At 72.7% G+C, this 25107-nt stretch carries 19 protein-coding genes and 1 pseudogene; 5 read left to right on the top strand and 15 right to left on the bottom strand.

Annotation, left to right across the window (positions count from 1 at the left end):
* Positions 1-31: 31 nt before the first annotated feature.
* The 3 genes from CSC62_RS02390 to CSC62_RS02380 all read right to left on the bottom strand — a co-directional run bounded on the left by CSC62_RS02390 (position 32) and on the right by CSC62_RS02380 (position 3649).
* Positions 32-2158 (bottom strand): prolyl oligopeptidase family serine peptidase, encoded by a 2127-nt coding sequence (locus tag CSC62_RS02390; RefSeq protein ID WP_162404558.1) that lies wholly within the window; start codon positions 2156-2158, stop codon positions 32-34.
* A gap of 102 nt (positions 2159-2260) precedes the next feature.
* A complete protein-coding gene (locus CSC62_RS02385) occupies positions 2261-2605 on the bottom strand; it encodes a hypothetical protein (RefSeq protein WP_246194129.1) in 345 nt (114 codons plus the stop codon).
* A 75-nt stretch (positions 2606-2680) separates the two neighbouring features.
* A complete protein-coding gene (locus CSC62_RS02380) occupies positions 2681-3649 on the bottom strand; it encodes a helix-turn-helix transcriptional regulator (RefSeq protein ID WP_162404557.1) in 969 nt (322 codons plus the stop codon).
* Positions 3650-3902: 253 nt separating this feature from the next.
* On the opposite strand from CSC62_RS02380, the gene CSC62_RS02375 reads away from it, so the two are divergent.
* Entirely contained in the window at positions 3903-4670 is a 768-nt protein-coding gene (locus CSC62_RS02375; RefSeq protein WP_162404556.1) for a hypothetical protein, read from the top strand.
* Positions 4671-4709: 39 nt separating this feature from the next.
* Here the strand turns inward: CSC62_RS02375 and hemC are convergent, their stop codons facing one another.
* From hemC to acs, 7 genes and pseudogenes are all read right to left on the bottom strand, one after another.
* Positions 4710-5615 (bottom strand): hydroxymethylbilane synthase, encoded by a 906-nt coding sequence (gene hemC, locus CSC62_RS02370; RefSeq protein WP_162404555.1) that lies wholly within the window; start codon positions 5613-5615, stop codon positions 4710-4712.
* 50 nt (positions 5616-5665) lie between these two features.
* Positions 5666-6400: a LytR/AlgR family response regulator transcription factor gene (locus tag CSC62_RS02365; RefSeq protein WP_211368912.1), complete on the bottom strand. Its 735-nt coding sequence runs from the start codon at positions 6398-6400 to the stop codon at positions 5666-5668.
* Positions 6397-7444, bottom strand: a pseudogene (locus CSC62_RS02360) (sensor histidine kinase); the annotation flags it as partial. The gene CSC62_RS02365 and the pseudogene CSC62_RS02360, both read right to left, overlap by 4 nt.
* Before the next feature lies 1 nt (position 7445).
* Positions 7446-8111, bottom strand: a complete 666-nt coding sequence (locus CSC62_RS02355) for an alpha/beta hydrolase (protein WP_162404554.1) — start codon at positions 8109-8111, stop codon at positions 7446-7448.
* A gap of 120 nt (positions 8112-8231) precedes the next feature.
* Positions 8232-10154, bottom strand: coding sequence for a glucans biosynthesis glucosyltransferase MdoH (mdoH, locus tag CSC62_RS02350; protein WP_162404553.1), 1923 nt, complete (start codon positions 10152-10154; stop codon positions 8232-8234).
* 214 nt (positions 10155-10368) lie between these two features.
* Positions 10369-11040, bottom strand: coding sequence for a response regulator transcription factor (locus tag CSC62_RS02345; RefSeq protein ID WP_162404552.1), 672 nt, complete (start codon positions 11038-11040; stop codon positions 10369-10371).
* 19 nt (positions 11041-11059) lie between these two features.
* Positions 11060-13003 carry an acetate--CoA ligase gene (acs, locus tag CSC62_RS02340; protein WP_162404551.1) on the bottom strand — a complete coding sequence of 648 codons (1944 nt, stop codon included), beginning with the start codon at positions 13001-13003 and terminating at the stop codon, positions 11060-11062.
* A 313-nt stretch (positions 13004-13316) separates the two neighbouring features.
* On the opposite strand from acs, the gene CSC62_RS02335 reads away from it, so the two are divergent.
* Together CSC62_RS02335 and CSC62_RS02330 are read left to right on the top strand one after the other, a co-directional pair.
* Positions 13317-14711 (top strand): DcaP family trimeric outer membrane transporter, encoded by a 1395-nt coding sequence (locus CSC62_RS02335; RefSeq protein ID WP_162404550.1) that lies wholly within the window; start codon positions 13317-13319, stop codon positions 14709-14711.
* Positions 14712-14726: 15 nt separating this feature from the next.
* The gene (locus CSC62_RS02330) at positions 14727-16388 is read left to right on the top strand and encodes an MFS transporter (protein WP_162404549.1); all 1662 of its coding nucleotides are present in this window, start codon (positions 14727-14729) and stop codon (positions 16386-16388) included.
* Positions 16389-16475: 87 nt separating this feature from the next.
* On the opposite strand, the gene CSC62_RS02325 is transcribed toward CSC62_RS02330, so the two are convergent.
* The 5 genes from CSC62_RS02325 to def form a co-directional block, all read right to left on the bottom strand.
* Positions 16476-17729, bottom strand: a complete 1254-nt coding sequence (locus CSC62_RS02325) for an O-antigen ligase family protein (RefSeq protein WP_162404548.1) — start codon at positions 17727-17729, stop codon at positions 16476-16478.
* A 94-nt stretch (positions 17730-17823) separates the two neighbouring features.
* Complete coding sequence (locus tag CSC62_RS02320; protein WP_162404547.1) at positions 17824-19545, bottom strand: ArnT family glycosyltransferase; 1722 nt, start codon at positions 19543-19545, stop codon at positions 17824-17826.
* Positions 19546-19633: 88 nt separating this feature from the next.
* The gene (gene rsmB, locus CSC62_RS02315) at positions 19634-20998 is read right to left on the bottom strand and encodes a 16S rRNA (cytosine(967)-C(5))-methyltransferase RsmB (protein ID WP_162404546.1); all 1365 of its coding nucleotides are present in this window, start codon (positions 20996-20998) and stop codon (positions 19634-19636) included.
* Positions 20999-21009: 11 nt separating this feature from the next.
* On the bottom strand, positions 21010-21933 hold the full coding sequence (gene fmt, locus CSC62_RS02310; RefSeq protein ID WP_162404545.1) for a methionyl-tRNA formyltransferase: 924 nt from the start codon (positions 21931-21933) through the stop codon (positions 21010-21012).
* A gap of 161 nt (positions 21934-22094) precedes the next feature.
* Complete coding sequence (def, locus tag CSC62_RS02305) at positions 22095-22607, bottom strand: peptide deformylase (RefSeq protein WP_162404544.1); 513 nt, start codon at positions 22605-22607, stop codon at positions 22095-22097.
* 128 nt (positions 22608-22735) lie between these two features.
* Here def and CSC62_RS02300 point away from each other — a divergent pair, with 128 nt between their 5' ends.
* Positions 22736-23848 carry a LysM peptidoglycan-binding domain-containing protein gene (locus CSC62_RS02300; protein ID WP_162404543.1) on the top strand — a complete coding sequence of 371 codons (1113 nt, stop codon included), beginning with the start codon at positions 22736-22738 and terminating at the stop codon, positions 23846-23848.
* A gap of 78 nt (positions 23849-23926) precedes the next feature.
* Positions 23927-25057, top strand: a complete 1131-nt coding sequence (gene dprA, locus CSC62_RS02295) for a DNA-processing protein DprA (protein ID WP_162404542.1) — start codon at positions 23927-23929, stop codon at positions 25055-25057.
* Positions 25058-25107 lie beyond the last annotated feature (50 nt).

The following is a 25107-nucleotide window of genomic DNA, read 5'->3' as shown; positions in this document are numbered from 1 at the left end:
CCCGCCAGGACCGGGGGCGCGGGGTACCTCGTTACTTCTTCGCGCCGGCCGCGGCGCCCGCGGCCTGGCCGCCGAGCCGCTGCCAGAGGAAGGCGTAGGCCAGCGCCGACATGTGCGCGGCCTGGGCGTTGTTGGCCGCGCCGCCGTGGCCGCCCTCGATGTTCTCGTAGTAGGTCACGTCCTTGCCGGCCTCGATCATCTTCGCCGCCATCTTGCGCGCGTGGCCCGGGTGGACCCGGTCGTCGCGGGTGGAGGTGAGGAAGATCACCGGCGGATATTCCTTCTTCGGGTCGAACAGGTGGTAGGGCGAGAAGGTCTTGATGAACTCCCAGTCGGCGGTGTCCGGGTTGCCGTACTCGGCCATCCACGAGGCGCCGGCCAGCAGCTTGTTGTAGCGCTTCATGTCCAGCAGCGGCACCTGCACCACCACCGCGCCGAACAGCTCCGGGTACTGGGTGAGCATGTTGCCGGTGAGCAGGCCGCCGTTGCTGCCGCCCTGCACGCCCAGGTGCGCCGGCGAGGTGATGCCGCGCTTGACCAGGTCCTGGGCGACCGCGGCCATGTCCTCGTAGGCCTTGTGCCGGTTGGCCTTGAGCGCGGCCTGGTGCCAGCGCGGGCCGTACTCGCCGCCGCCGCGGATGTTGGCCACCGCGTACACGCCGCCGCGCTCCAGCCAGGCCCGGCCGAGGCCGCCGGAGTAGCCGGGGGTCAGCGAGATCTCGAAGCCGCCGTAGCCGTACAGCAGGGTCGGGGTCTTGCCGCCGGGCGCCAGCGCCTTCGGCCGGACCAGGAAGTACGGCACCCGGGTGCCGTCCTTGCTGGTGGCGAAGTGCTGCTCGATCACGTCCTTGGAACCATCGAAGAACGCCGGCATCGCCTTCAGCTGTTCCGGCTGCTTGCCGATGTCGGCCAGCGACAGGGTGCTCGGGGTCAGGTAGTCGGTGGCGGTCAGCCAGACCGCGTCGGACTCGTCGCTGTCCACCGCCGACACGCCCAGGGTGCCGAACGCCGGCGCGCCGGTGAATTCGCTGCGGGCCCAGCCGTCCTTGCCGGGGGTGAGCACGGACAGGCGGTTCTTCACGTCCTCCAGCACGTTCAGCACCAGGTGCGAGCGGGTCCAGCTGAAGCTGGCCAGCGAGCTGCGCTCGGTCGGCTCGAACAGCACCTCGAAATCGCGCTCGCCGGCCATGAAGTCGTCGAACTTCGCCGCCAGCAGCGAGCCGGCCGCGTACGTCCTGCCGCCCACAGTCCACGGCTCGCGCAGCTCCAGGGTCAGCCATTCGCGCTTGACCCCCTTGTTGGCCGAATTGGGCACGTCGACCTTGGCCAGGTCACCGTCCTTGCCGGCCAGGTACAGCTCGTCGTTGTAGAAGGCCAGGGTGCGGCTGACGAAGTCGCGCTCGAAGCCGGGGGTGTCGTCGTGGAAGGCGGCGATGTACATGTCGTCGGCCTTGCCTTCGTACACCACCTGGGCCGATTCCAGCGGGGTGCCGCGCTTCCAGCGCTTGACCACGCGCGGGTAGCCCGACTCGGTCATCGAGCCGGCGCCGAAGTCGGTGAACACGTAGACGTTGTCCTGGTCGATCCAGCCCAGCCCGCCCTTGGCCTCGGGACGGAAGAAGCCGCCCTGGATCCAGGCCTTGTTCTCCAGGTCGAACTCGCGGGTGACGTCGGCGTCGGCGCCGCCGCGCGACAAGGCGATCAGGCAGCGCGCGTAGGCCGGGCGCAGGCAGTCGGCGCCGTGCCAGACCCAGTTCTCGCCCTCGGCCTTGTTCAGCGCGTCCAGGTCGAGGATGGTCTCCCAGGCCGGGTTCGGCTTGCGGTACTCCTCCAGCGTGGTCCGGCGCCAGATGCCGCGCTCGTGGTTCCGGTCCTTCCAGAAGTTGTAGTAGTACGCGCCGATCTTCTGCACCCCGGGGATCTTGGCGTCCGAGTCGAGCACCTCGCGGATGCCGGCCTCCATCGCCTTGAACTCGGGGGTCGAGGCCAGGGCGGCGTCGGTCCTGGCGTTCTGCGCCCGCACCCAGTCCAGCGGCTTGTCGCCGGTCACGTCCTCGAGCCACTGGTAGGGGTCGTCGGCCACGGTCGGCTCCTGGGCATGGGCCGCACCGGCGGCGATGAGACCCGCGAACAGGCAGGCCTGGGCAAGACGCGACATCGGTTGCTCCGGAAACATTGGACAGCCGATGACGCTAGCACAGGCGGGCGGACCGCTCCCCCTGCCGATGGTCAGGCCCGCGGGCGGGCCCGCCCTGCCCCCTCAGGCAGCGCGCCGGCGCAGTCCCGGCGCGGCCGGCGGCCGGCGCCGGCGGGCCTGCCGGTGCGGCCGCAGCCGGCGCATGCCCCGCGCCAGCACCGTGGCCGTGGCCTGCGGCAGCTGGAAGCGATGCAAGGCCCACCAGGCCGCCAGCGGCATCCCGACCAGCCACATCGGCCACCAGCCGATCCACTCGCTGGAGCCGCGCAGGGCCGGCACCAGGCACACCGCCAGCAGGCCGCAGCCGAGCCAGCGGCGCAGCAGGCGCTCCAGCGCCGGATCGGGCAGGCCGGCCAGGCGGTCGGCGGGACGGGCACAGGCGGCAGGCGTGGGCGACCAGATCGACATGACGGCGACTCCTCGGATTGGAGCCGCAGGGTGCGGGCGGGTCATCTCACGGGCTGCGATCAGGCGAGCGCCACCTCAGCGGTCGTACTGCGCCAGGGCCAGTGCCAGATGCGACTTGGCCTGTTCGCGCAGCATCGCCGGCTCGACGATCTCCGCGTCCGCGCCATAGTGCAGCACGTCCATCAGCAGCTCGCGCGGCACGCTGTAGGGCAGCTTCAGCTCGTAGCGGCCATCGGCCAGGAAACGCCCCTGCTGCTTGGAGTGCCAGTGCTCGTCGGCCACCCAGCGCGCCACCTTCGGGCTGAACACGATCGTCGCCCAGCCCTTCGGCTCGCCCGAGAAGATCCCGTAACTGGAGGCCAGGTGCTGATCCAGCACCCCTTCCTCCAGGTCCTGCGCCGGCTCGTCCAGCAACCGCGCCTGCACCACCCGGTCCACCGCGAAGCTGCGCAGGGCCTCGCGCTCGTGGTCCCAGGCGTCCAGGTACCAGTTGTCGCGGTAGTGGGTGATCCTCTGCGGCGAAACCTTGCGCCGGGTGGTCTCGTCGGTCGAGCGCGCCCGGTACTCGAACGCCAGCCGCCGCCGCTCCAGCACCGCCGAGGCCACCGTGCGGAAACTGGCCTCGTCCAGCCGCCGCCCACGGTGCGGGATCACCCGCACCCGCTCCACCGGCCAGTGGCTGGCCCCGGCCTGCGCCGCGAGCAGGCCCTCGATCCTCTGCTGCAACGGCGCCAGCACCGTCGACAGCACCCCGCCGCCGGTGCGCTTGAGCAGCTGCTGCGAGGCCAGCAGGGCGTGCAGTTCCTCGGAACTGAGCCACAGCCCCGGCAGTTCGAAACGGTCGCTCTCGCCGGCCGCGTAGCGGAACCCGGCCTCGCCGTCGCCCTCCACCGGCGCCATCAGCGCATCGCGCAGGAAAGCCAGGTCGCGGTAGACGGTGGCGCGCGAGCAGCCCAGCTCCTCCTGCAGCCGCGGCACCGTCACCGGATAGCGCGCGGCCTTGAGGATGCGATGCAGGGCGTTGATGCGTTCGTAGCGGTCCATGCCCGGATTATGGCCCGGCCCGGGGCGCGCGGGCAGCGTCCCGGGCCGACGATCGCCAACTGGACGGATCGGCACGTCAGGTACGCCGCGACGGGCGGCCGCAGGAGCCGACCGGCGCGGCCGGACAGCCAACGGCTCGATGGCAGAATCGCCGTGCAGGGGATCGCGGCCCACGCGCCGCCCAATCGGGGAACCCATCCACCATGGATCACAGCCATCGGCCGTCCGCACGCGGCCCGGCCGCGGGGACGGCATGACCGCGGCCGTCCACATCCACCGGCTTCCGCTGCGGGCGGCCTCGCAGGCGCTGGCGGGCGCCGGGGCCGGCCTGCTGGTCTGGCTGTCGGTCAGCATCGCCCTGCTGCTGGGGCGGGCCGGGCCCTTGCGCGAACTGGCCTCGCTGCAACTGCGCGGCCTGGCGCTGGCAGGCCTTTTGCTGCTCCTGGCTGCGCCGGCCCTGATCGCCTGGCGCGAGCCGGCGCCCTGGCCGGGCCGGGCGCGGCTGGCCTGGGGCCTGGCCCTGGTCGCGACCCTTTCGCTGGCGGGCCTGCAGCTGTGGCCGCCGGCCGTGCCCGGCTGGACCACCCTGTCGGCCGCCATCGCCTGCCTGGCGGCCCTGGCCCTGGCCAGCTGCCTGGGCCAGGCCGGGCAGTCCGCCGACGGCCTGTCGCTGGGCGCGCCGACCCAGCTCGCCCTGGCCCTGCTCGGCGGCATGGCCCTGCTGCTCGTCCTGGTGTCGCTGCACTGGCCGGGCACCATGCCCGTGGGCGCGCCCTTGCCATCGCTGGCGCTGCTCGGGGCGGCCGGCGCCGGCCTCCTGCTGGCCGGCTGGTGGAACGACGGCGGCCTGCGCCGGTCCGGGCGCGGCTGGACCCTGCTGCTGCTGACGCTGCTGCCCTGGGGACTGGCCCTGTCTGCCCACCTGCTGCCCAAGATCGCCTGGCTGGCCTGGCTGCTGGTCGCGCTTTCGGTGCTGGCGGGCATGCTGCACGAACGGATACTGGCCGGCGGCTGGCGATGAGCCGGTAGCGCCGACGCCTCCTGTAGGAGCCGGGAGAGGTCAGAGGAACTCGCCGGCGCCCCGGTCCAGCAGCTCGACCGCCAGCGCCCGGCCCAGCGCCTCCGGTTCGTGCGCGCTGCCCTCGCGCGCGGCGCGGACCGAGCGACCGTCGTCGGCCGAGCCGACCAGCGCCTGCAGCGACAGCCGGTCGCCGTCCAGCTCGGCATAGGCGGCCACCGGCACGTGGCAGCTGCCGTGCAGGCCGCGGTTGAGCGCGCGCTCGGCCTCGATCCGGATCCGGGTCGGGGCATCCTCCAGGACCGACAGCAGGGCGATGGTGCGCGCATCGCCGGCCCGGCACTCGGCCGCCACCACCGCCTGCGCCGGCGCCGGCAGCCACTCCGGCGGCGCCAACCGCGCGCGGATGCGCGCGTCCAGGCCCAGCCTCAGCAACCCGGCACAGGCCAGGACGATGGCGTCGTACTCGCCGGCATCCAGCTTGGCCAGGCGGGTGTTGACGTTGCCGCGCAGGTCGCGCAGCTCCAGGTCCGGCCGATGCGCGCGCAGCTGCGCCTGCCGGCGCAAAGAGGACGTACCCACCCGCGCCCCGTGCGGCAAGGCGTCCAGGCCATCGAAGCGGTTGCTCACGAAGGCGTCGGCCGGATCGGCGCGCTCGAGCACCGCCGGCAGGACGAAGCCGGGCTCCAGTTCCATCGGCACGTCCTTGAGCGAGTGCACCGCGCAGTCGGCCTCGCCGCGCTCCATCGCCAGTTCCAGCTCCTTCAAGAAAAGGCCCTTGCCGCCGATCGCCGCCAGCGAGCGGTCCAGGACTTCGTCGCCGCGCGTGCTCAGCGGCACCAGCGCCACCTCCAGGCCCGGATGGGCCGCGCGCAGGCGCGCGGCGACGTGTTCGCTCTGCCACAGGGCGAGCGGGCTCTTGCGGGTGGCGATGCGCAGGGTGTCCATGCGCGCATTATCGGCGATGGCCTGCCCGGGTGTGAGCGGCCAGGGACGGATCAGAGATGCCGCAGCGTCTGCCGCAGCTGCGGCACGCAGCGCCGGCTCACTTCCAGCGGCGGGCCGCCGTGGCGCAGGATCGCCTGGACGTGGCCGTCGCCGCCGCGGCGCAGCTCCACCAGTTCCTGGCGCGCGACCAGGCAGTTGCGGTGGATGCGCACGAAGCGGTCGCCGAACTCGTCCTCCAGCGACTTCAGCGACTCCTCGATCAGGTCCTCGCCGCGGACGTGGTGCACCACCACGTACTTCTCCTCGGCCTGCAGGTAGCGCACCTCGTCCAGCGGGATCACCCGCAGGCTGCCGCGCAGGCGCGCGCATAGCTGGGTCCGGCGCGGCGCGGCCGACGACGCCTGCGGCGCCGGGCGGCCGGCGAAGAACGTGCGCACCCGGTCCAAAGCCGCCGACAGCCGCTCCGGGCGCACCGGCTTGACCAGGTAGTCGATCGCCGCGGCCTCGAAAGCCGACAGCGCGTGCGCGTCGTAGGCGGTGCAGAACACCACCGCCGTCGGCGGCGTGGTCCGGGCCAGGCGGCGCGCGGTCTCCAGGCCGTCGATCCCGGGCATGGCGATGTCCAGCAGCACCGCGTGCGGCTGCTGCGCGGCGCAGGCGTCCAGCACCTGCTGGCCGTCGCCGGCCTCGGCCACCACCTCGACATCCGTTTCGTCGGCGAGCAACAGCCGCAGGCGTTCGCGCGCCAGCGGCTCGTCGTCCGCGATCACCAGCTTCAGGCTCATGGCGGCACCGGCAGCGTGACCTCGCAGGCATAGTAGCCCTGCGCCCAGCCGGCCGTCACCCGGGCCTGCGGGCCGAAGCGCCAGGCCAGGCGGTGGCCGATGCTGCGCTGGGCATGGCCGGCGCCGCGGTGCAGCGAGGCCAGCGGATCGTCCGGGGCCGGCGCCGGGTTGCGCACCCGCAAGTGCAGGCGCCCGTCCTCCTGCCACAGGGCAATGGCCACCGTGCCGCCCTCGGGCAGGCGCGAGACGCCGTGCAGGATCGCGTTCTCCACCAGCGGCTGCAGGGTCAGCCGCGGCAGGGGCAGCTGCCAGGGCAAGGGCTCGCGCCTGTCCCACTCCACCTGCAGGCGCTCGCCCAGGCGCAGGGATTCGATCGACAGGTACTGCGCGGCCAGCTCGCACTCGGCCGCCAGGGTCGAATCGCCCTCGCCGGCGCCGAGCGCTGCGCGGAACAGGTCCGACAGGTCCAGCACCGCGCGCTCGGCCACGATCGGGTCGCGGCGCAAAAGGCTGGCGATCAGGTTCATGCTGTTGAACAGGAAATGCGGGCGGATCCGCGCCTGCAGCGCGTCGGCCTCGGCGCGGGCGTTGGCCTCGGTCTGCGCCGCCCAGCGGTCGCCGACGTAGAAGTAGCGCAGGGCCAGCGCGGTGATCAGCGCGGTCACCGCGGCCGCGCCGGCGGTGAAGCGCCAGAACGGCACGCCCAGCGGCGCCATCCCCAAGGCGCCGTACAGCCCGTGGACCACGCCGGCGCCGAGCAGGGCCACCGCCGCCGCCAGCGCCAGCGCCGCCAGCGCGCCCAGCCGCGGCGGCAGGCGCGAAATCGGCGCGCGCAGCTTGCACAGCAGCACCGCCACCGCCAGCGCCAGCCACAGGGCGAAGCCGCTGGCCGAGAAGAACCGCATCGGGGTCCAACCGCTGGCGCCGTCCGGGGCCAGGGCCAGCACCACCACCACCAGCTCGGCCAGGCCGAGCAGGGCGGCCACGCGCGGCAGCCGGCACAGGTCCGGCAGCCACGGCGCGTCGTGGCGCTGGTCGCGCACGGTCAGGGCGCCAGCCGCCGTTCCAGCCAGTCGCCCAGGTCGGCGATCTCCTGCGCGCAGACCTGGTGCGCCATCGGGTAGCGGTGCCACTCGACCTCGAAGCCGACCCGCTCCAGCGCCTGCGCGCTGGCCTGGCCGTGCTGGACCGGGATCACCGGGTCGCCGTCGCCATGGGCGAAGAACACCGGCTGGGCGACCGCGTTCGGATCACGCTGCGCGGCCGCCGCCGCGCCGCCGGGCAGGTAGGTCGACAGCGCGACCAGGCCGGCCAGCGGCTCGCGCCGGCGCAGGCCCGCGGCCAGGGTGATCGCCCCGCCCTGGGAGAAGCCGGCCAGCAGCAGCCGCGAAGGCGGGGTGCCGCGCTCGTTCTCGCGCGCGATCAAAGCCTCGACCTGGGCCACCGACTCCTCGATCCCCGCCGCCTCGGCGCGGGTGGCGAAGTCCATGCCGACGATGTCGTACCAGGCGCGCATGCGCGCGCCGCCGTTGATCGTCACCGCCCGCACCGGCGCATGCGGGAACACGAAGCGCAGGGCCGGCCAGTGCGGGCGCACCAGCTCGGGCACGATCGGGGCGAAGTCGTGGCCGTCGGCGCCGAGGCCATGCAGCCACAGCACGGTCCACTGCGGCGCGGCGCCGGTTTCCTGTTCAACGCATTCCAGCAGCATCGGACCTGTTCTCCGCGATGGGCGCCGCATTATGCCCGCTGGCCGGGCCGGAACCGCCCGGGCGGCGACGCGGACGCCATGCCCGGCGAGGCACGCCCGGCAAGGAACGGGGCTGCACCCTCACTCCGCCTGCGCGCGCAGCTCCGTGGCCCGGCGCAGCACCGGCGGCGGCTCCAGTTCCTCGGGGATGCACAGGATCCGGTGCCGGCGCAGCCAGCGCCCGGGTGTGCGCTTGGAGCTGATCCACACCGTCGGGATCGCCAGGACCATGCCCACCACCACCGGCGCCATCCACAGGGCCAGGCCCGGCGACACCGCCCAGGCCAGCGCGCCCATGAACAACCCGAACAGGCTCAGCCCGGCATAGCTGCGCACCAGGCTGGAGAACGGCACGCTGCCGTCGTCGCGGCGCTGCGCCTCCCAGCCCGAATCGCGCCCGGACAGCACCTCGGCCACGCCGCGCGACTGGCGGTACATCACGATCGGCGCCATCAGCGCGGCCAGCACGCTCTCGATCAGCACCCCGGCCAGCGCGCGCAGGGCGCCACCGGCGCCGCGGCGCGCGACCGGGTCGAGCAGCATCGCCAGGTAGCCCAGCACCTTGGGCAGGAACAGCACGCCCATGGTCGCGGCGAACAGCCAGGCCACCCGTTCGGCGTCGGCCGCGCGCCAATAGGCCAGCGGCGAGAAGCCCGGCAGGCGGAAGCCGTCCCAGGCCAGGTCGGCGTGGTACAGCGGGATCGCCAGGCCGACCAGCATCAGCATCGCCCACATCGGCGCGGTGAAGTAATGGCCGATGCCGACCAGCATGTGCACCCGGCTGATCCAGTGCAGGCCGGCGCTGCCGACCACCTTGGCGTGCTGCAGGTTGCCCTGGCACCAGCGGCGGTCGCGCACCAGCAGGTCGGTGAGCGAGGGCGGGCCTTCCTCGTAGCTGCCCTCCAGTTCCGGCACCAGGTGGATCGCCCAGCCGCCGCGCCGCATCAGCGCCGCCTCGACGAAGTCGTGGCTGAGGATGTGGCCGCCGAAGGGCTTGCGCCCGGGCAGCTCCGGCAGGCCGGCATGCTCGGCGAAGGCGCGGGTGCGCAGCATCGCGTTGTGGCCCCAGTAGTTGCCCTCGCTGCCGTGCCACCAGGTGACGCCGCGGGCGATCACCGGGCCGTAGACGTGGCCGCCGAACTGCTGCATCCGCGCGAACAGGGTCTGGCCGCCGACCACGTGCGGCAGGGTCTGGATCAGGCCCACGCCGGGGTTGCGCTCCAGCGCCGACGCCAGCCGCACCAGGGTGTCGCCGCTCATCACGCTGTCGGCGTCCAGGATCAGCATCTGCGGATAGGCGCCGCCGAAGCGCTGCACCCACTCGGCGATGTTGCCGGCCTTGCGCCCTTGGTTGTCGTTGCGGCGGCGGTAGAACAGCCGGCCGTGGCCGTCCACGCGCGCGAGTAGGGCGGCGAACTCGCGGGCCTCGGCCTGCGCCAGCTCCGGCCGGCGGCTGTCGCTGAGGACGAAGAAGTCGAAGGCCTCGAGCTGGCCGGTGGCGGCGACCGACTCGTACACCGCCTGCAGCCCGGCCATGATCCGCGCCGGGTCCTCGTGGTAGGTCGGCATCAGCAGCGCGGTACGCGCGCCCAACACCGGCAACGGCGCCCGCGGGTCGATCCCGAGGGTGTTGCCGCGACCGGCCAGCAGCTGGAAGAAGCCGCACAGCGCGCTGACCGAGGACAGCGCGATCCAGGCGAACAGGAACACGAACAGCGCCAGCAGGACGCCGTCGAGCACGCTCAGGCCGCCGATCCGCAGCACCTGCAGCATGCCCAGGGTCGCCACCGCGGTCAGCGCCGCGGTGCCGCCGACCACCAGCAGCCGGCGCCAGCCGATGCCGCGCGGCGAGGTCGCCGGCCGGGCCGCGGCGAGGCGGCCCCGGTGCAGGTGCTGGCCGGGCATCGGCAAGGGCGATTCGGTGGCCGGCAGCCACACCGGCCCGGCGGAAGCCGGGAAGGCGCCTGCGTCCGCGGCGATGGACGACGTGGACGATGCGCTCATGGCCGTGGCCGGCGCAGGCCGGCGGCGGTATCGGGAACTGTGGGCACAGGCTCTCCGGGCTGCGGGGCCGCACCCCATGGTGCCGGCGCCGTCCGCAGGCCGCTATTGTGCGGCGCATCACCACCGCCGCAAGGGGCTGCGTGAAGGCTCCGTTCAGCCGTTTTCCGCGGGAAACGCTTCCAGCGCGCGCGTTAACGGTAACCGGCGGCCGCGCTCAGTCCGGCTCTTCCGGCGGCACCACCACCCCGTCCGGATCCACCGCCAGGCGCCCGGCCATCAGCACCGCCTGGGTGCGGTTGTTGACCCCCAGCTTGCGCAGCACCGCGGTCACGTGGGCCTTGATCGTCGCCTCGGACACGCCCAGGTCGTAGGCGATCTGCTTGTTGAGCCGGCCCTCGCCGAGCATCTGCAAAACCCGGAACTGCTGCGGGGTGAGTTCGCGCAGGCGCTGGGCGACCTCGTGCTCGTCGCGGCCCATCGCCGGGGCCGAGGCCGCCGCCGCTGGCGCCCAGCGCTCGCCGTCCAGGACCAGGCCCACGGCGGTGCCGATGGTGTCCGAATCGGCCGACTTGGGGATGAAGCCCAGCGCGCCGTGGTCCAGCGCGCGCCGCATCACCCCCGGTTCCTCGCGCGCGGACACCACCACCACCGGCAGCTGCGGATGATGCGCGCGCAGGTGCACCAGCGCGTTGAAGCCGTGCGCGCCGGGCATGTTCAGGTCCATCAGCAGCAGGTCCGCGTCCGCATGCGCCTCGACCAGGCCGTACAGGGCGTCGACGCTGTCGGCCTCGTGCAGCTCGGTGCCCGGCAGGATCCGCTGCACCGCGCCGCGCAGGGCTTCGCGGAACAGCGGATGGTCGTCGGCGATCAGGATGGTGGTGGGCATCAGCGCGGCTTCGCCACCCTTACCGGACCTTGCGCTCGTTCACCAGCGACTCGACCACGCCCGGATCGGCCAGGGTCGAGGTGTCGCCCAGCTGGTCCGGCGCGTTCTCGGCGATCTTGCGCAGGATCCGGCGCATGATCTTGCCCGAGCGGGTCTTGGGCAGGCCCGGCGCCCACTGCAGGTGGTCGGGGGTGGCGATCGGGCCGATCTCCTGGCGCACCCAGGCGACCAGCTCCTTCTGCAGTTCGTCGCTCTGGACTTCGCCGGCCTTCAGGGTCACGTAGGCGTAGATGCCCTGGCCCTTGATGTCGTGCGGGAAGCCGACCACCGCGGCCTCGGCCACCTTCGGGTGCAGCACCAGCGCGCTCTCCACCTCGGCGGTGCCGATGCGGTGGCCGGAGACGTTGATCACGTCGTCCACCCGGCCGGTGATCCAGTAGTAGCCGTCGTCGTCGCGGCGGCAGCCGTCGCCGGTGAAGTAGCTGCCCGGATAGGTGCGGAAGTAGGTGTCGATGAAACGCTGGTGGTCGCCGTAGACCGTGCGCATCTGCCCCGGCCACGAGTCCAGCAGCACCAGGTTGCCTTCGGCCGCGCCTTCCAGGCGCTCGCCGCCGGCATCGACCAGCGCCGGCTGCACGCCGAAGAACGGCAGCGTGGCCGAGCCGGGCTTGAGGTCGGTGGCGCCGGGCAGGGGCGAGATCAGGATGCCGCCGGTCTCGGTCTGCCACCAGGTGTCCACCACCGGGCAGCGGCCGTCGCCGACGGTGTCGTAGTACCAGCGCCAGGCCTCCGGGTTGATCGGCTCGCCGACGCTGCCGAGCAGGCGCAGGCTCTTGCGCGAGGTCTTCTTCACCGGCGCCTCGCCCTCGCGCATCAGCGCGCGGATCGCGGTCGGGGCGGTGTAGAAGATGGTGACCTGGTGCTTGTCGATCACTTCCCAGAAGCGCGAGACGCTGGGGTAGTTGGGCACGCCCTCGAACACCAGCGAGGTGGCGCCGTTGGCCAGCGGGCCGTAGACGATGTAGCTGTGGCCGGTGACCCAGCCCACGTCGGCGGTGCACCAGTAGACGTCGTCCTCGCGCAGGTCGAACACCGCCTCGTGGGTGTAGGCGGCGAACAGCAGGTAGCCGGCGGTGGTGTGCAGCACGCCCTTGGGCTTGCCGGTGGAGCCGGAGGTGTAGAGGATGAACAGCGGGTCCTCGGCGTTCATCCGCTCCGGCTCGCACTCGGACGGCTGGCCGTCGACCACGTCGTGGAACCAGCGGTCGCGCGGGGCCTGCATGTCCACCGCACCGCCGGTGTGGCGCACCACCAGCACGGTCTCCACCGTGTTGGTGCCCGGCATCTTCAGCGCGGCGTCGACGTTGGCCTTGAGCGGGATCTTCTTCGAGCCGCGCAGGCCCTCGTCGGCGGTGATCACCAGCTTGCTGCCGCAGTCGGAGACGCGGTCGGCGATCGAGTTCGGGGCGAAGCCGCCGAACACCACCGAGTGCACCGCGCCGATCCGGGCGCAAGCCAGCATCGCCACCACCGCGTCGGGGATCATCGGCAGGTAGATGGTGACCCGGTCGCCCTTTTGCACCCCGAGGTTGCGCAAGGCGTTGCCGAGCCGGCACACGCGCTCGTACAGCTCGCGGTAGCTGACCTTCTGCGCCGGCGCGTCCGGGCTGTCGGGTTCGAACAGGATCGCGGTCTTGTCGCCGCGCGCGGCCAGCTGCCGGTCCAGGCAGTTGACGCTGGCGTTGAGCTCGCCGTCGGCGAACCAGCGGATGCGGAAGTCGTCCAGCCGATAGCTGACGTCCTTGATCACGGTCGGCTTGCGGAACCAGTCCAGGCGCTCGGCGGCCCTGCGCCAGAAGCCCTCGGAATCCTCCACCGACTGGCGGTACAGGCGCTGGTAATCGTCCTTGCCGATCCGCGCCTTGGCGGCGAACTCGGGCTTGACGGGATACAGGTCGGACATGGGCGTCTCCCTCCTCAAAGATGCCGGCGGCCCGCCGCGATCGGCGCGTCGGGTGGGCCGACAGTTTGACGCATCCGCCGTGACGCATTGCAACAGGCGACGTACGACCTTGGTCGAAACGCGCCGCGGCGGTTACCGGTAACCGCCCGCCGGCGCGAGCAATGGCGGGCATCGCCGCCAGCCCTGCGGCCGGCTTCGACTAATGGCGTATAGGCGCTCCGCTTCCCCCATGCGAACTCTGCCGGGCCGGTTGGACCGCTCCGCGCGGCCGCCGTCATTCCGCAGCTACTCATCGCAGAGGGAGAGAGGGGCAATGAGCATGCATCCCGCAAGACTGGTGCGCCGGCCGCTGGCCGCCGCACTGCTGGTCGCGCTGATCGCGCCGGGCGCCGCCTTCGGGCAGACCGCGCGCGAGAAGGCGCTGGAGGCCCGGGTGGCCGAGCTGGAGCGCCAGGTCCAGCTGCTGGTGTCCACCCAGCAGCAACAACAGACCCAGATCGCCACCACCCAGGAACAGGTCACCCAGGTGCAGTCGGTCCAGGCCGCGGCGCCGGCCGCCGACGGCAAGCCGAAGATCCAGTCCACGCCGATCCTGACCGCGGCCAATCCCGGCGGCACGTTCTCCTTCGGCGGCTTCGTCAAGATGGACGCGATGGTGACCGACACCAGCGACGGCCGCATCGCCGATGGTTCCTCCGGCCGCCTGTTCTACGTGCCCAGCACCATCCCGGTGGGCGGCGCGACCGCCGACGGCGGCGACGCCTACACCGACTTCCACGCCCAGTTCTCGCGCTTCTGGCTGAGCGCCGACCACGTCACCGACACCGGCAACAAGTTCAAGGGCTACGTGGAGATGGACTTCTTCGGCGGCGGCAGCAACGCCCTGGCCGGCAACGAGACCTCCACCAACACCTACGCCGTCACCCTGCGCCAGGCCTACGTGCAGTGGAACAAATGGCTGGCCGGCCAGACCTGGTCCAACTTCCAGGACACCGCCGCCCTGCCCGACGCGGTCGACTTCGTCGGCGTCACCGAAGGCACCACCTTCGTCCGCCAGGCCCAGATCCGCTACACCAGCGGGCCATGGTCGTTCGCGCTGGAGAACCCGCAGACCACGATCCAGGCCTACGCCCCGTACGCGGCCGCCGCCGGCGCCCGCAGCAACAGCGGCGACAACGTGATGCCGGACCTGACCGGCCGCTACGTGGCCAAGGGCAACTGGGGCCACTTCTCGGTGGCCGCCCTGCTGCGCCAGTTCAAGGCCGCCGGCAACACCGAGTCCGGCGCGGCGGTGAGCCTGTCGGGCAAGTTCAACCTCGGCGCCAGCGACGACATCCGCTGGATGGCCAACTACGGCAGTGGCATCGGCCGCTACATGGCCTTCGGCCTGGGCAGCGACACCATGATCGACGCCAGCGGCGAGCTGCACGCGCTGGACGGCTATGGCGGCTTCGTCGCCTGGCGCCACGCCTTCAGCCCGAAGCTGCGCGGCAACCTGATGTACTCGGCCGCGCAGTTCGACAACGACCCGGCGCTGGTGGGCTGGGGCGTGACCGAACGCTCGCAGTCCTACCACGCCAACCTGATCTACTCGCCGTTCCCGAAGCTGGACATCGGCGCGGAGATCGGCTGGGGCCAGCGCTCGCTGGAGGACGACCGCGAGGGCGACCTCAAGCGTTTCCACACGCATGTCAAATACAGCTTCTGACGGAGGGGGATTCCAATGAGCTCAACCACGCTGCACCACTCGCCCCAGGGCGAGCTCTCCAAGGGCCACAAGAAGGTCATCTTCGCGTCCAGCCTGGGCACGGTCTTCGAGTGGTACGACTTCTACCTGTACGGGTCGCTGGCCGCGATCATCGCCAAGCAGTTCTTCAGCGGGGTCAACGAGACCACCGGCTTCATCTTCGCCCTGCTGGCGTTCGCCGCCGGCTTCGCGGTGCGACCGTTCGGCGCGGCGTTCTTCGGCAGCCTCGGCGACCGCATCGGCCGCAAGTACACCTTCCTGGTCACCATCGTGCTGATGGGCCTGTCGACCTTCATCGTCGGCATCCTGCCCAGCTACGCCAGCATCGGCATCGCCGCCCCGATCATCCTCATCGTGCTGCGCCTGGCCCAGGGCCTGGCGCTGGGTGGCGAGTACGGCGGCGCGGCGACCTACGTGGCCGAGCACGCGCCCAACGGCAAGCGCGGCCTGTACACCAGCTTCATCCAGACCACCGCCACGCTCGGCCTGTTCCTGTCGCTGCTGGTGATCCTGGGCTGCCGCCTGTCGCTGGGCACCGAGGCGTTCGAGGCCTGGGGCTGGCGCATCCCGTTCCTGGTCTCGATCGTCCTGCTGGGCGTGTCGGTGTGGATCCGCCTGCAGCTGAGCGAGTCGCCGCTGTTCCAGCAGATGAAGGCCGAGGGCAAGGGTTCGAAGCAGCCGTTCCGCGACAGCGTCAAGGGCGGCAACCTCAAGCTGATGCTGCTGGTCCTGCTCGGCGCCACCGCCGGCCAGGCCGTGGTCTGGTACGGCGGCCAGTTCTACTCGCTGTTCTTCCTGACCCAGACCCTGAAAGTCGACGGCACCACCGCCAACCTGTACATCGCCGCCGCGCTGGCGCTGGCCACGCCGTTCTTCATCTTCTTCGGCTGGCTGTCGGACAAGATCGGCCGCAAGAAGATCATCCTCGCCGGCTGCCTGCTGGCCGCGGTGACCTACTTTCCGATCTTCAAGGGCCTGACCCACTTCGCCAACCCGGCGATCGAGGAGGCGCGCCAGAGCTCGCCGGCGGTGGTGCATGCCGACCCGAGCAAGTGTTCGTTCCAGTTCGACCCGATCGGCAAGAAGGTCTTCACCAACTCCTGCGACATCGCGGCCGCGGCGCTGGCCAAGGCCGGCATCCCGTACGAGGTCCAGCCGGCCGCTTCCGGCTCGCTGGCCGCCATCCGCATCGGCGAATCCGAAGTCTCCGCGTACGAGGGCGCCGGGTTGTCCAAGGATGATGCCAAGGCCAAGTCCACCGCGTTCGCCGCCGACCTGAAGGCCGCGCTGACCGCGGCCGGCTATCCCGAGAAGGCCGACCCGGCGCGGATCAACAAGGCCGGCACGCTGTTCCTGCTGTGGCTGCTGGTGATCTACGTGACCATGGTCTACGGCCCGATCGCCGCCTACCTGGTCGAGCTGTTCCCGACCCGGATCCGCTACACCTCGATGTCGCTGCCCTACCACATCGGCAACGGCTGGTTCGGCGGCTTCCTGCCGACCATCTCGTTCGCCCTGGTCGCCGCCACCGGCAACATGTACTACGGCCTGTGGTACCCGATCGGCATCGCGGTGATGACCCTGGTGATCGGCGGCCTGTTCCTGCGCGAGACCAAGGACGTGGACATCACCCAGTAATCCCATACCCCGAGCCGGCCTGCGGGCCGGCCTTCAGGCGCCGGTCCGCAGGGCCGGCGCCTTTTTCTTTGCCTGTCCGGGAACGCCTCAGCGCTTGGCCGAGGTACGCGCCTCGTGCAGGGCCAGGCCCAGCAGCAGCCCCACCAGCGCGGCGTAGACGCTGGTGGTGGTCTGGTGGGCGAACATCGACTGGGTCAGCCCGCACAGGGCGAACACCACCACCAGCACCGCGCCGGCGGTGGCCGGGCCGCGCAGGCAGCCGCCGCGGCCGGCGATCGCCAGGGCCTCGCGACGCAACCGCAGGAACAGCCACAGCGGCACCCCGTACAGGCCGGCCAGTGCCAGCACGCCGGGGATGCCCATGGTCGCGGCCCATTCGGCCAGATCGTTGTGGGCATGGCCGAGCCGGCAGCGCTCGGCCGCGGGTATCCCGCGGCACTCCGGCAGGCGCTGCATCGCCCGGTCGAAATGGGCGAAGCCCACCCCGGTCCAGGGCTGGGCGACGAACGCGCTGGCCGCCACCTCCAGCCGCTCCAGGCGCGCGCCGGCGGAGGAATCATGGTCGCCGCGGTCGATCCGGACGATGTCCTGGTGCAGTTCGGCCAGGCGCATGCGCTCGGTCAGCCCCGGCACCGCCACCACCAGCGCCGCGGCGCCGACCACCGCCGCCGCCAGGACCGCGAAGCGGCGGCCGCGGCTCTTCCAGCCGCTGCCCAGCACCGCCAGGGCCAGCAGCACCAGCAGTCCGGGCCAGGTGCCGCGGGTGCCGCTGAGCACCACCGCGACGATCCCCAGCGCCACCCCGGCCACCGCCCAGCGCGCGCCGCCGGGCGGACGGCAGAACACCGCCAGCACCATCAGCAGCAGGACCACGTCGGCGAACACGATCGCGTTGCCCCAGCCGGCGGCGCGCTCGGCCCCGCCCAGCACCTGGACCAGTGCGATCAGCGCCGCGGCGACCAGGCCGGCCAAAGCGCCGCGCCACAACCAGGCCAGCGGCGGCCGCAGCACCCAGGCCCATAGCAGTACCCAGGGCAGCACCAGCAGGCGGTCGCGGCTGTCCCCCTCGCCCGGGTCGACGCCGAGGATCCAACTGGAGGCGAAGGCCACCGCCAGCGCGAACAGCGCCGCCGCCGCGGCCAGCAGCAAATGCCAGCCGGCCGTACGCGCGCCGGCCACCATCCGCCCCGGCACCAGCAGGGTCGAGAACAGCAGCAGCAGGCCGAACGGCAGCAGGCCCTTGGGGAGGGTCAGGGTCAGCGCCGGCAGGCACCAGGCCGCGGCCGCGGCGCAGCCCTGCGCCCAGCGCCACCGTCCCGTCGTGTCGTCGCGTCCGTTCACCTGCCCGTCGTCCTGGGTTGCTTGAGTTGCCCGTGCCGGCGCAGATGGTGGGCGGGCCTGCCCCAACAGCGGCTGAGCCGGTCGCCATTCCGTGTCAGCCGTCAAGGTCCTCGGCCTGGCGGGCCTCGGCCGCCGCCCGCTCGGCCGCGGTCGGCAGGCACTGCCCGCTGACCGCCGACGCCGGCACCAGCCACCAGCGGCGGCGGTTGGAGATGCCCACCATCTCGCTGCGGCCGCGGTCGATGCACGCTTCCAGCGCCTCTTCCTGGACCAGCAGCCAGCGCGTCCCCGGCGCCTGCGCCTGCCAGGCCACGCCGCGGCGCAGCTGCTCGTCCCAGCCGAGCTTGAAACCGAAGTTCGCCGCAGGGCGATCGGCCATCAGCAGGTTCTGCTCCTTCCAGGCAACCAGGCCGAGCTCGGCGTCCGGACCGATCCGGCGCCCGGCCGCGGCCATCACCCCGCGCGCGGAACTGGCGTCGTTGACCAGCGGGTAGCCGACCAGGCTGAAGATCACCCACAGCCCGGCCAGGGTCGCGAACAGCGCCGCCACCGCGCGCCGGCGGAAGGCCAGCACGCAGCCCAGGCCCCACACCCCGATCGCCAGCAGCATCCAGCCGCCGGCGCGGACCGCGTCCGGATCCAGGCCGCGCTGCTCGCGCAGGCGCAAGGCCAGCCGGCCGCCGCCCTCCAGCACCGACAACCCGCCGGCGGCGAACAGCAGGGCCACGGCCACCGCCAGCGCCAGCAGCAGCCATCGCGCCCAGCGCCGGCGCAGCAGCCCCGGCAGCAGCGGCGCCAGCGCCAGGCACATCATCGGCAGGGCCGGCATCACGTAGACGTCGCGCTTGCCGGCGGGAATCGAGAAGAACACCACGATCAGCGCCCACCACGCCAGCGGCAGCAGGTAGCGCGGGTCGCGCCGCCGCAGCCGCCGCCACCAGGCCGGCAGGGCCCAGGGCAGGGCCAGCGCCGGTGGGATCCACATCGTCGCCATCACCCCTAAGTGGTACCAGGGCGGCTGGTGGTGGTCCCAGGACTGCGAATAGCGCTTGGCGGTCTGCCGGAACAGGATGTCGTCCAGGTAGGCGCGGTATTCGGGCAGGTCGCGCGACAGCGCCACCACCACCACCGGCGCCAGCCACACCGCCACCGCGGCCAGGAACGCCAGCGGCCCGAGCCAGAAGCGCGGATCGCGCGCATGCACCCGCACCCGCGGCCAGCCGCGCCAGGCGGCCAGCGCCGCCGGCAGCACCATCAGCAGCGCCAGCGCGCCCACGCCCTTGGTGATCGTGCCCAGGCCCGCCGCCGCCCAGCCCAGCGCCCACCAGCGCCAGGCCGGCCCCAGCAGCAGGTGGCGCAAAAGGCCGTAGTTGGCCAGGGTGATGAAGAAGGTGACCAGCGGATCGATCTGCGCCTTCTTCGCCTGCCAGGTGAACTGGAACGCGAACAGCAATGCCCAGGCGGCGTACAGCCCGACCTGGCGGGTCCACAGCCGGCGGCCGAGATCCTGCACGCACCACAGGGTGCCCAGCGCGGCCAGCAACGAAGGCAGCAGGAAGGCCACGCGCAGGTTGCCGGTCAGGCTGTAGAACGCGGCCTGCAGCCACATCAGCATCGGCGGCTTGTCCGAATACAGTTCGATCCCGCGGTGCGGGAACAGCCAGTCGCCGCTCTCCACCATCTGCCGGGCGACCAGGGCGAAGCGCGGCTCGTCGGCCGGCCAGGGATCGCGCAGGCCCAGGCCCGCGCCGAGCACCAGCAGGGCCATGGTCCAGAACAGCCAGAGGTCGCGCTTGCGCAGGTCGGTGATCGGCATGGGCGCGGATGATAGCGGGCGCGTGCTGCGGTGCGGTGATGGGTTGACGGGCTGCTGTTCGAGGCCCGGAGCCGCGTGCCCTGGCGTCCTACACCTGCTTGCGCAGGCGGGCGTAGAAGAAGCCGTCCATGCCCTCTTCGCCGGGCAGGCGCTGGCGACCGGGACCGGCGGCATGGCCGAAGGCGTCGGCCAGCGGCTCGGCCTGCGCATCGGGCGTGCGTGCGAGGAAGGCCTCGACCTGTCCGGCGTTCTCCTCCGGCAGGATCGAACAGGTGGCGTACAGCAGGCTGCCGCCCGGGCGCAGCAAAGGCCAGCAGGCGTCGAGCAGGCGCGCCTGGGCCTGGACCAGCGCATCCACATCCTCGGGCCGGCGGTGCAGCAGGATGTCCGGCTGGCGGCGGACCACGCCGGTGGCCGAGCACGGCGCATCGAGCAGGATCGCATCGAAGGTGAAGCCGTCCCACCACAACGCCGGCGCGGTGGCGTCGCCGGCGCGGACCTGGACCCGGCCGCCGGCGTCCTCGCCGAGCACCCCGGCGCGGCGCAGGTTGTCCTCGACCCGTGTCAGCCGGCGCGGGTCCACGTCCAGCGCCAGCAGTTCCAGCGCCGGATCACGTTCGAGCAGGTGCGCGGCCTTGCCACCGGGCGCGGCGCAGGCGTCGAGCACCCGCGCCCCCGGCTCGGCCCCCAGCGCATCCACCGCCTGCTGCGCCGAACCGTCCTGGACCGAAACCACGCCCGCCTCGAACCCCGGCAACGCGGTCACCGGCACCGGCATGTCCAGGCACAGGGCATCGGCCAGGCGCGGCTCGATCGCGGCCTCGATCCCCGCCTCCTGCAGCTGCACCAGGTAGGCGTCGCGGGTGGAAAGGCGCCGGTTCACCCGCAGCCACAACGGCGCCGGGTGGGCGCAGGCGGCGAACACCGCCGCGGCCTGCCGCGGCCAGGCCGCCTCGACCCGGCCGCGCAGCCACTGCGGCCAGGCCGCGGCCGGATCGGCCTCGGCGAAGCCCTCGCGTTGGGCCCGGCGCAGCAGGGCGTTGACCAGTCCGGCCTGGTGCGGCCGGCCCAACGCGCGCGCCGCCTCGACCGTGGCGTCGAGCGCCGCGTGCGCCGGCAGCTGCAGGGCGTCGAGCTGGGCGCAGCCGGCCAGCAGCAGGGCGAGCAAGGGGCCGTCGCCGGCGCCGGGCGGCTTCTGCAGCCAGCCGCGCAGGGCCGGTTCGTAGCGGTAGCGTCCGCGCAGGGCGGCGAACACGATCGCCTCCAGCAGGGCGCGGTCGCGCGGGTCGGCCAGACGCGGCAGCACCGGCGCCAGTTCCGACTTCAGCGAGCGGCCGCGATGGACCACCGCGTCGAGCACCTGCGCGGCGTGCACGCGCACTTCCACGCCCGGGGCCAGGGGCCGATCGGGACGGGTCGGACGCGGGCGGCGGGCGGGCGGGCGCGGTTGCATGTCGATGCGGCTCAGCGCGCGGACGCCAGGTCGCGGCGGGCATTGAGCCAGTCGGCGGCGGTGATCGCGCGGCCACCTTCGCGCTGGACCACGCGCAGGCGCAGGGCACCCTCGCCGCAGGCGATGTCGATGCCGTCGCGGCCGGCCACCAGCAGGGTGCCCGGCGCGGCGTCGTGCGCCAGCGGCAGGGCCACCGCGCCGTGGATGCGCAGGCGCTCGCCGGCGACCGTGGCCTCGGCCACCGGCCAGGGATTGAACGCGCGCACCGTGCGCGCCAGTTCCTGCGCCGGCCGGTTCCAGTCCAGCCGGGCCTCGGCCTTGTCCAGCTTGTGGGCGTAGCTGGCGCCTTCCTCCGGCTGCGGCCGCGGCACCGGACGGATGCCGGCACGCAGCAGGCCCAGGCCGTCGCCCAGCACCTGCGCGCCCAGTTCGGCCAGGCGGTCGTGCAACTGGCCGCCGGTTTCGGCATCGGCGATCGGCGTGCGCTGCTCCAGCAGCACCGGTCCGGTGTCCAGGCCGGCCTCCATCTGCATCAGGCACACGCCGGTCTCGGCATCGCCGGCCTGGATCGCGCGCTGGATCGGCGCGGCGCCGCGCCAGCGCGGCAGCAGCGAGGCGTGCACGTTCCAGCAGCCGAAGCGCGGGATGTCGAGCACCGCCTGCGGCAGGATCAGGCCGTAGGCGACCACGATCATCAGGTCCGGGGCCAGCGCGCGCAGGGCGTCCTGCGAGGCGCGCCGGCGCAGGGTCTCCGGCTGCAGCACCGGGATGCCGCGGGCGATGGCCTCCAGCTTCACCGGCGAGGCGGCCAGGCCGCGGCCGCGGCCGGCGGGGCGGTCGGGCTGGGTGTAGACGGCCACCACTTCGCCGCGCTGCGCGGCGGCGCGCAAGGACGGCACGGCGAATTCCGGGGTGCCGGCAAACACGATTCTCACGGGGTCGGCCTCATCGGGTCAGCGGCTCCTCGGCATTCGGCATCGGCCGGCAGGCCACGGCCGGTCGCCGGCACCGGGCCGGCGGGTGGGCGGTCGGCACAAGCCGACCCGGGGATATCAGGGGATGCGCGCGCGGCAGCCGCGGCGCGCACGGGCGCGGCTCAGGCCGCGTGCCGGCGGGCCTTGGCCAGCTTCTTGCGCACCATCTCGCGCTTGAGCGGCGAGAGGTAGTCGATGAACAGCTTGCCGTCGAGGTGGTCGATCTCGTGCTGGATGCAGGTGGCCAGCAGGCCGTCGGCGGCCAGCTCCTGCGCCTGGCCCTGGCGGTCCAGATAGCGGACCACGATCGAGTCGGCGCGGGTCACGTCGGCATAGATCCCCGGGATCGACAGGCAGCCTTCCTGGTAGGCGCGCTCGCCCTGGCGCGAGACCACGTCCGGATTGATGAACACCATCGGCGCGTCCTTGCCCTCGCTCACGTCGATCACCATGAAGCGCAGGTGGCGGTCGACCTGGGTGGCGGCCAGGCCGATGCCCGGGGCCTGGTACATGGTCTCGAACATGTCGTCGAGCAGGGCCTGGAACTCGGGGGTCACGACCTGGGCGGCATCGACCTGCGCGGCCTGGGTGCGCAGGCGCGGGTCGGGGAACTCGAGGATGGGCAGCAAGGCCATGGGGGGAACTCCGAGGGGGTGCCGGACAAACCGGCCGGCCGTCGCAATTCTAGCGCGGAAGCTTGCGCAATGGCCTGAATTCTGGACTATAGTCGCGAACCTGTTGGGGAATCAGGCGGATCGCAACCATGCTCACTCGCCTTCGGACGGTCCTGGCCGTCGCGATGCTGACCGTCGGCACCTACGCCGTCGCCGTGGAGTCCAGCGGCAGCCACCCGGACACCTATGTGGTCCGCAAGGGCGACACCCTCTGGGACATTTCCGCCCGCTTCCTGAAGAAGCCGTGGCTGTGGCCGGAGATCTGGCAGGCCAACCCGCAGGTGGCCAACCCGCACCTGATCTATCCGGGCGACGTCCTCAGCCTGGCCTACCTGGACCGCGTCGGCGTCCAGCCCGGCCCGCGCCAGGAGGCCCCGATCGGCGCGATCCCGCTGTCGGAGATCGAGCCGTTCCTGAAGGACCTGCGCGTCACCGACGCCTTCGAGCACCTGCCCTACGTGGTCGGCTTCGAGGACAACCGCCTGCGCGGCAGCGCCGGCCAGGCCGCCTACATCAAGGGCCTGGATGCCGCCCAGCCCGGCCAGCGCTACGCCGTGGTCCGTCCGACCGTGAGCTACGCCCTGCCGCGCCACTCCCGCGACCTGGAAGCGCACGGCCGGCCGCTGGTCGGCGACGGCAACCTGTGGAAGCAGTACGTGGCGCCGACCGCACGCAACGAGTTCCTCGGTTACGAACTGGCCCAGGTCAATGTCGGCACGGTCACCCGGCTGCCGGCCGGCGAGGTCACCGTCGCCACCCTGCAGCTGGAGGACAGCGGCCACGAGGTGCGCGCCGGCGACCGCCTGATCCCGGTCGAGGCCCAGCCCTACGACCTGCAGTTCTTCCCGCACCCGCCCGCCGCGCAGCCGGCCGACGTGCGCGTGCTGGCGGTGGCCGATTCCTTCACCTCCGGCGGCCCGCGCGACGTGATCGCGATCTCGGCCGGCCGGGTCGACGGGGTCGACAACGGCACGGTGTTCTCGCTGTGGCGCCAGGGCAGCCACGTCAACAACAAGGTCACCACCCGCAGCACCTCGCGCATGGACGACCGCTTCAGCGGCGGCGAGGAGTTCCTGCCGGACGAGTACGCCGCCCATGCGATGGTGTTCCGCACCTTCGACAAGGTCAGCTACGCGCTGGTGATGGACGGGGTGAAGCCGGTGCGGGTGGGCTACGAGGTCGCCCATCCCGACGCGCAGTAAGCGCGCGGGCAATTCCTACAGCAGCACGCGACGGCGCCCGAGGGCGCCGTCGTCGTTTCCGGGCCAGGATCGGCGGCGATGCCCTCCGCCGCCCCGCCCGTCGCCGATCTTCCGTTCCTGCTGCGGGTGCTGCTGGCCGGCGGCCCCGCCGGTCCGCGCCGCGCCCTGCTCGAACGCCGGGGTCCACCGGCACCGATCGACCCGGCGCTGGCCGTGCGCCTGGAGGCGGTGCCGCGCGCCGGGATCGAGCGCTGCCTGGCCTGGCTGGAACGGCCCCGCCACCACCTGGTCGGCTGGGGCGATCCGCACTATCCGCCGCTGCTGCGGCAGCAGGCGCATGCGCCGCTGGGACTGTTCGTGGCCGGCGACCCGGACCTGCTCTGGCGTCCGGCCCTGGCCGTGGTCGGCAGCCGCGCCGCCAGCGCTGGCGGCCGCGACAACGCCCGCCACTTCGCCCGCAGCTTCTGCCGCGCCGGACTGGTCGTGGCCAGCGGCCTGGCCGCCGGGATCGACGCGGCCGCGCACGAGGCCGCGCTGGCCTGCGGCGGGAGCACCGTGGCCGTGCTCGGCACCGGCCCGGACCGCGCCTACCCGGCGGCGCACGCCGGGCTTTTGCGGCAGGTGGCCGAATCCGGGGCCGCGGTCAGCGAGCATCCGCCCGGCACCCCGCCGCGCGCGGTCCACTTCCCCGGGCGCAACCGGATCATCGCCGGGCTGGCGCTGGGTACGGTGGTGGTCGAGGCGGCGGCGCGTTCGGGTGCCCTGATCACCGCCCGGCTGGCGGCCGAAGCCGGGCGCGAGGTGTTCGCCCTGCCCGGCTCGATCCACCACCCCCAGGCCCGCGGCTGCCACCGCCTGATCCGCGACGGCGCCCAGCTGGTCGAGACCCCGGAGGAGGTGCTGGCCGGGATCGCGCCACTGGCCGGCCGCCTGGCCCGCGAACTGGCCCCCGCCGCCGGGGCCGACGGCGCACCGTCCCAGACCGGAACCGGTCCGTTCTGCCTGCCCTTGATGTCGGCCCGCGACCACCACACATTGTGGAGAGCACTCGGCCACGACCCCATCCCTATGGATGTCCTGGTGGAGCGCACCGGATTGACGGCCGCCGCCCTGTCCTCCATGCTGCTTGGCATGGAACTGGATGGGCGGGTGGCGGTCGAACACGGCCGTTACGCACGCAGGTCCACCGGCGGCGGCCCGTTCGCCTGACGGCAGCGGAGGCTGGACAGCCAGCCGGTGGTTCCTCCACCCGACGGCGC

The sequence above is a fragment of the Pseudoxanthomonas jiangsuensis genome (assembly GCF_010093185.1).
In the GTDB taxonomy this organism is placed as follows: Bacteria; Pseudomonadota; Gammaproteobacteria; order Xanthomonadales; family Xanthomonadaceae; genus Pseudoxanthomonas; species Pseudoxanthomonas jiangsuensis.
This window is presented reverse-complemented; position numbering and strand designations above follow the sequence as displayed.

Coding starts and splice junctions, on each gene's coding strand:
- CSC62_RS02390 (WP_162404558.1), bottom strand. CDS start 2,158: ATGTCGCGTCTTGCCCAGGCCTGCCTGTTCGCGGGTCTCATCGCCGCC.
- CSC62_RS02385 (WP_246194129.1), bottom strand. CDS start 2,605: ATGTCGATCTGGTCGCCCACGCCTGCCGCCTGTGCCCGTCCCGCCGAC.
- CSC62_RS02380 (WP_162404557.1), bottom strand. CDS start 3,649: ATGGACCGCTACGAACGCATCAACGCCCTGCATCGCATCCTCAAGGCC.
- CSC62_RS02375 (WP_162404556.1), top strand. CDS start 3,903: ATGACCGCGGCCGTCCACATCCACCGGCTTCCGCTGCGGGCGGCCTCG.
- hemC (WP_162404555.1), bottom strand. CDS start 5,615: ATGGACACCCTGCGCATCGCCACCCGCAAGAGCCCGCTCGCCCTGTGG.
- CSC62_RS02365 (WP_211368912.1), bottom strand. CDS start 6,400: ATGAGCCTGAAGCTGGTGATCGCGGACGACGAGCCGCTGGCGCGCGAA.
- CSC62_RS02355 (WP_162404554.1), bottom strand. CDS start 8,111: ATGCTGCTGGAATGCGTTGAACAGGAAACCGGCGCCGCGCCGCAGTGG.
- mdoH (WP_162404553.1), bottom strand. CDS start 10,154: ATGAGCGCATCGTCCACGTCGTCCATCGCCGCGGACGCAGGCGCCTTC.
- CSC62_RS02345 (WP_162404552.1), bottom strand. CDS start 11,040: ATGCCCACCACCATCCTGATCGCCGACGACCATCCGCTGTTCCGCGAA.
- acs (WP_162404551.1), bottom strand. CDS start 13,003: ATGTCCGACCTGTATCCCGTCAAGCCCGAGTTCGCCGCCAAGGCGCGG.
- CSC62_RS02335 (WP_162404550.1), top strand. CDS start 13,317: ATGAGCATGCATCCCGCAAGACTGGTGCGCCGGCCGCTGGCCGCCGCA.
- CSC62_RS02330 (WP_162404549.1), top strand. CDS start 14,727: ATGAGCTCAACCACGCTGCACCACTCGCCCCAGGGCGAGCTCTCCAAG.
- CSC62_RS02320 (WP_162404547.1), bottom strand. CDS start 19,545: ATGCCGATCACCGACCTGCGCAAGCGCGACCTCTGGCTGTTCTGGACC.
- rsmB (WP_162404546.1), bottom strand. CDS start 20,998: ATGCAACCGCGCCCGCCCGCCCGCCGCCCGCGTCCGACCCGTCCCGAT.
- def (WP_162404544.1), bottom strand. CDS start 22,607: ATGGCCTTGCTGCCCATCCTCGAGTTCCCCGACCCGCGCCTGCGCACC.
- CSC62_RS02300 (WP_162404543.1), top strand. CDS start 22,736: ATGCTCACTCGCCTTCGGACGGTCCTGGCCGTCGCGATGCTGACCGTC.
- dprA (WP_162404542.1), top strand. CDS start 23,927: ATGCCCTCCGCCGCCCCGCCCGTCGCCGATCTTCCGTTCCTGCTGCGG.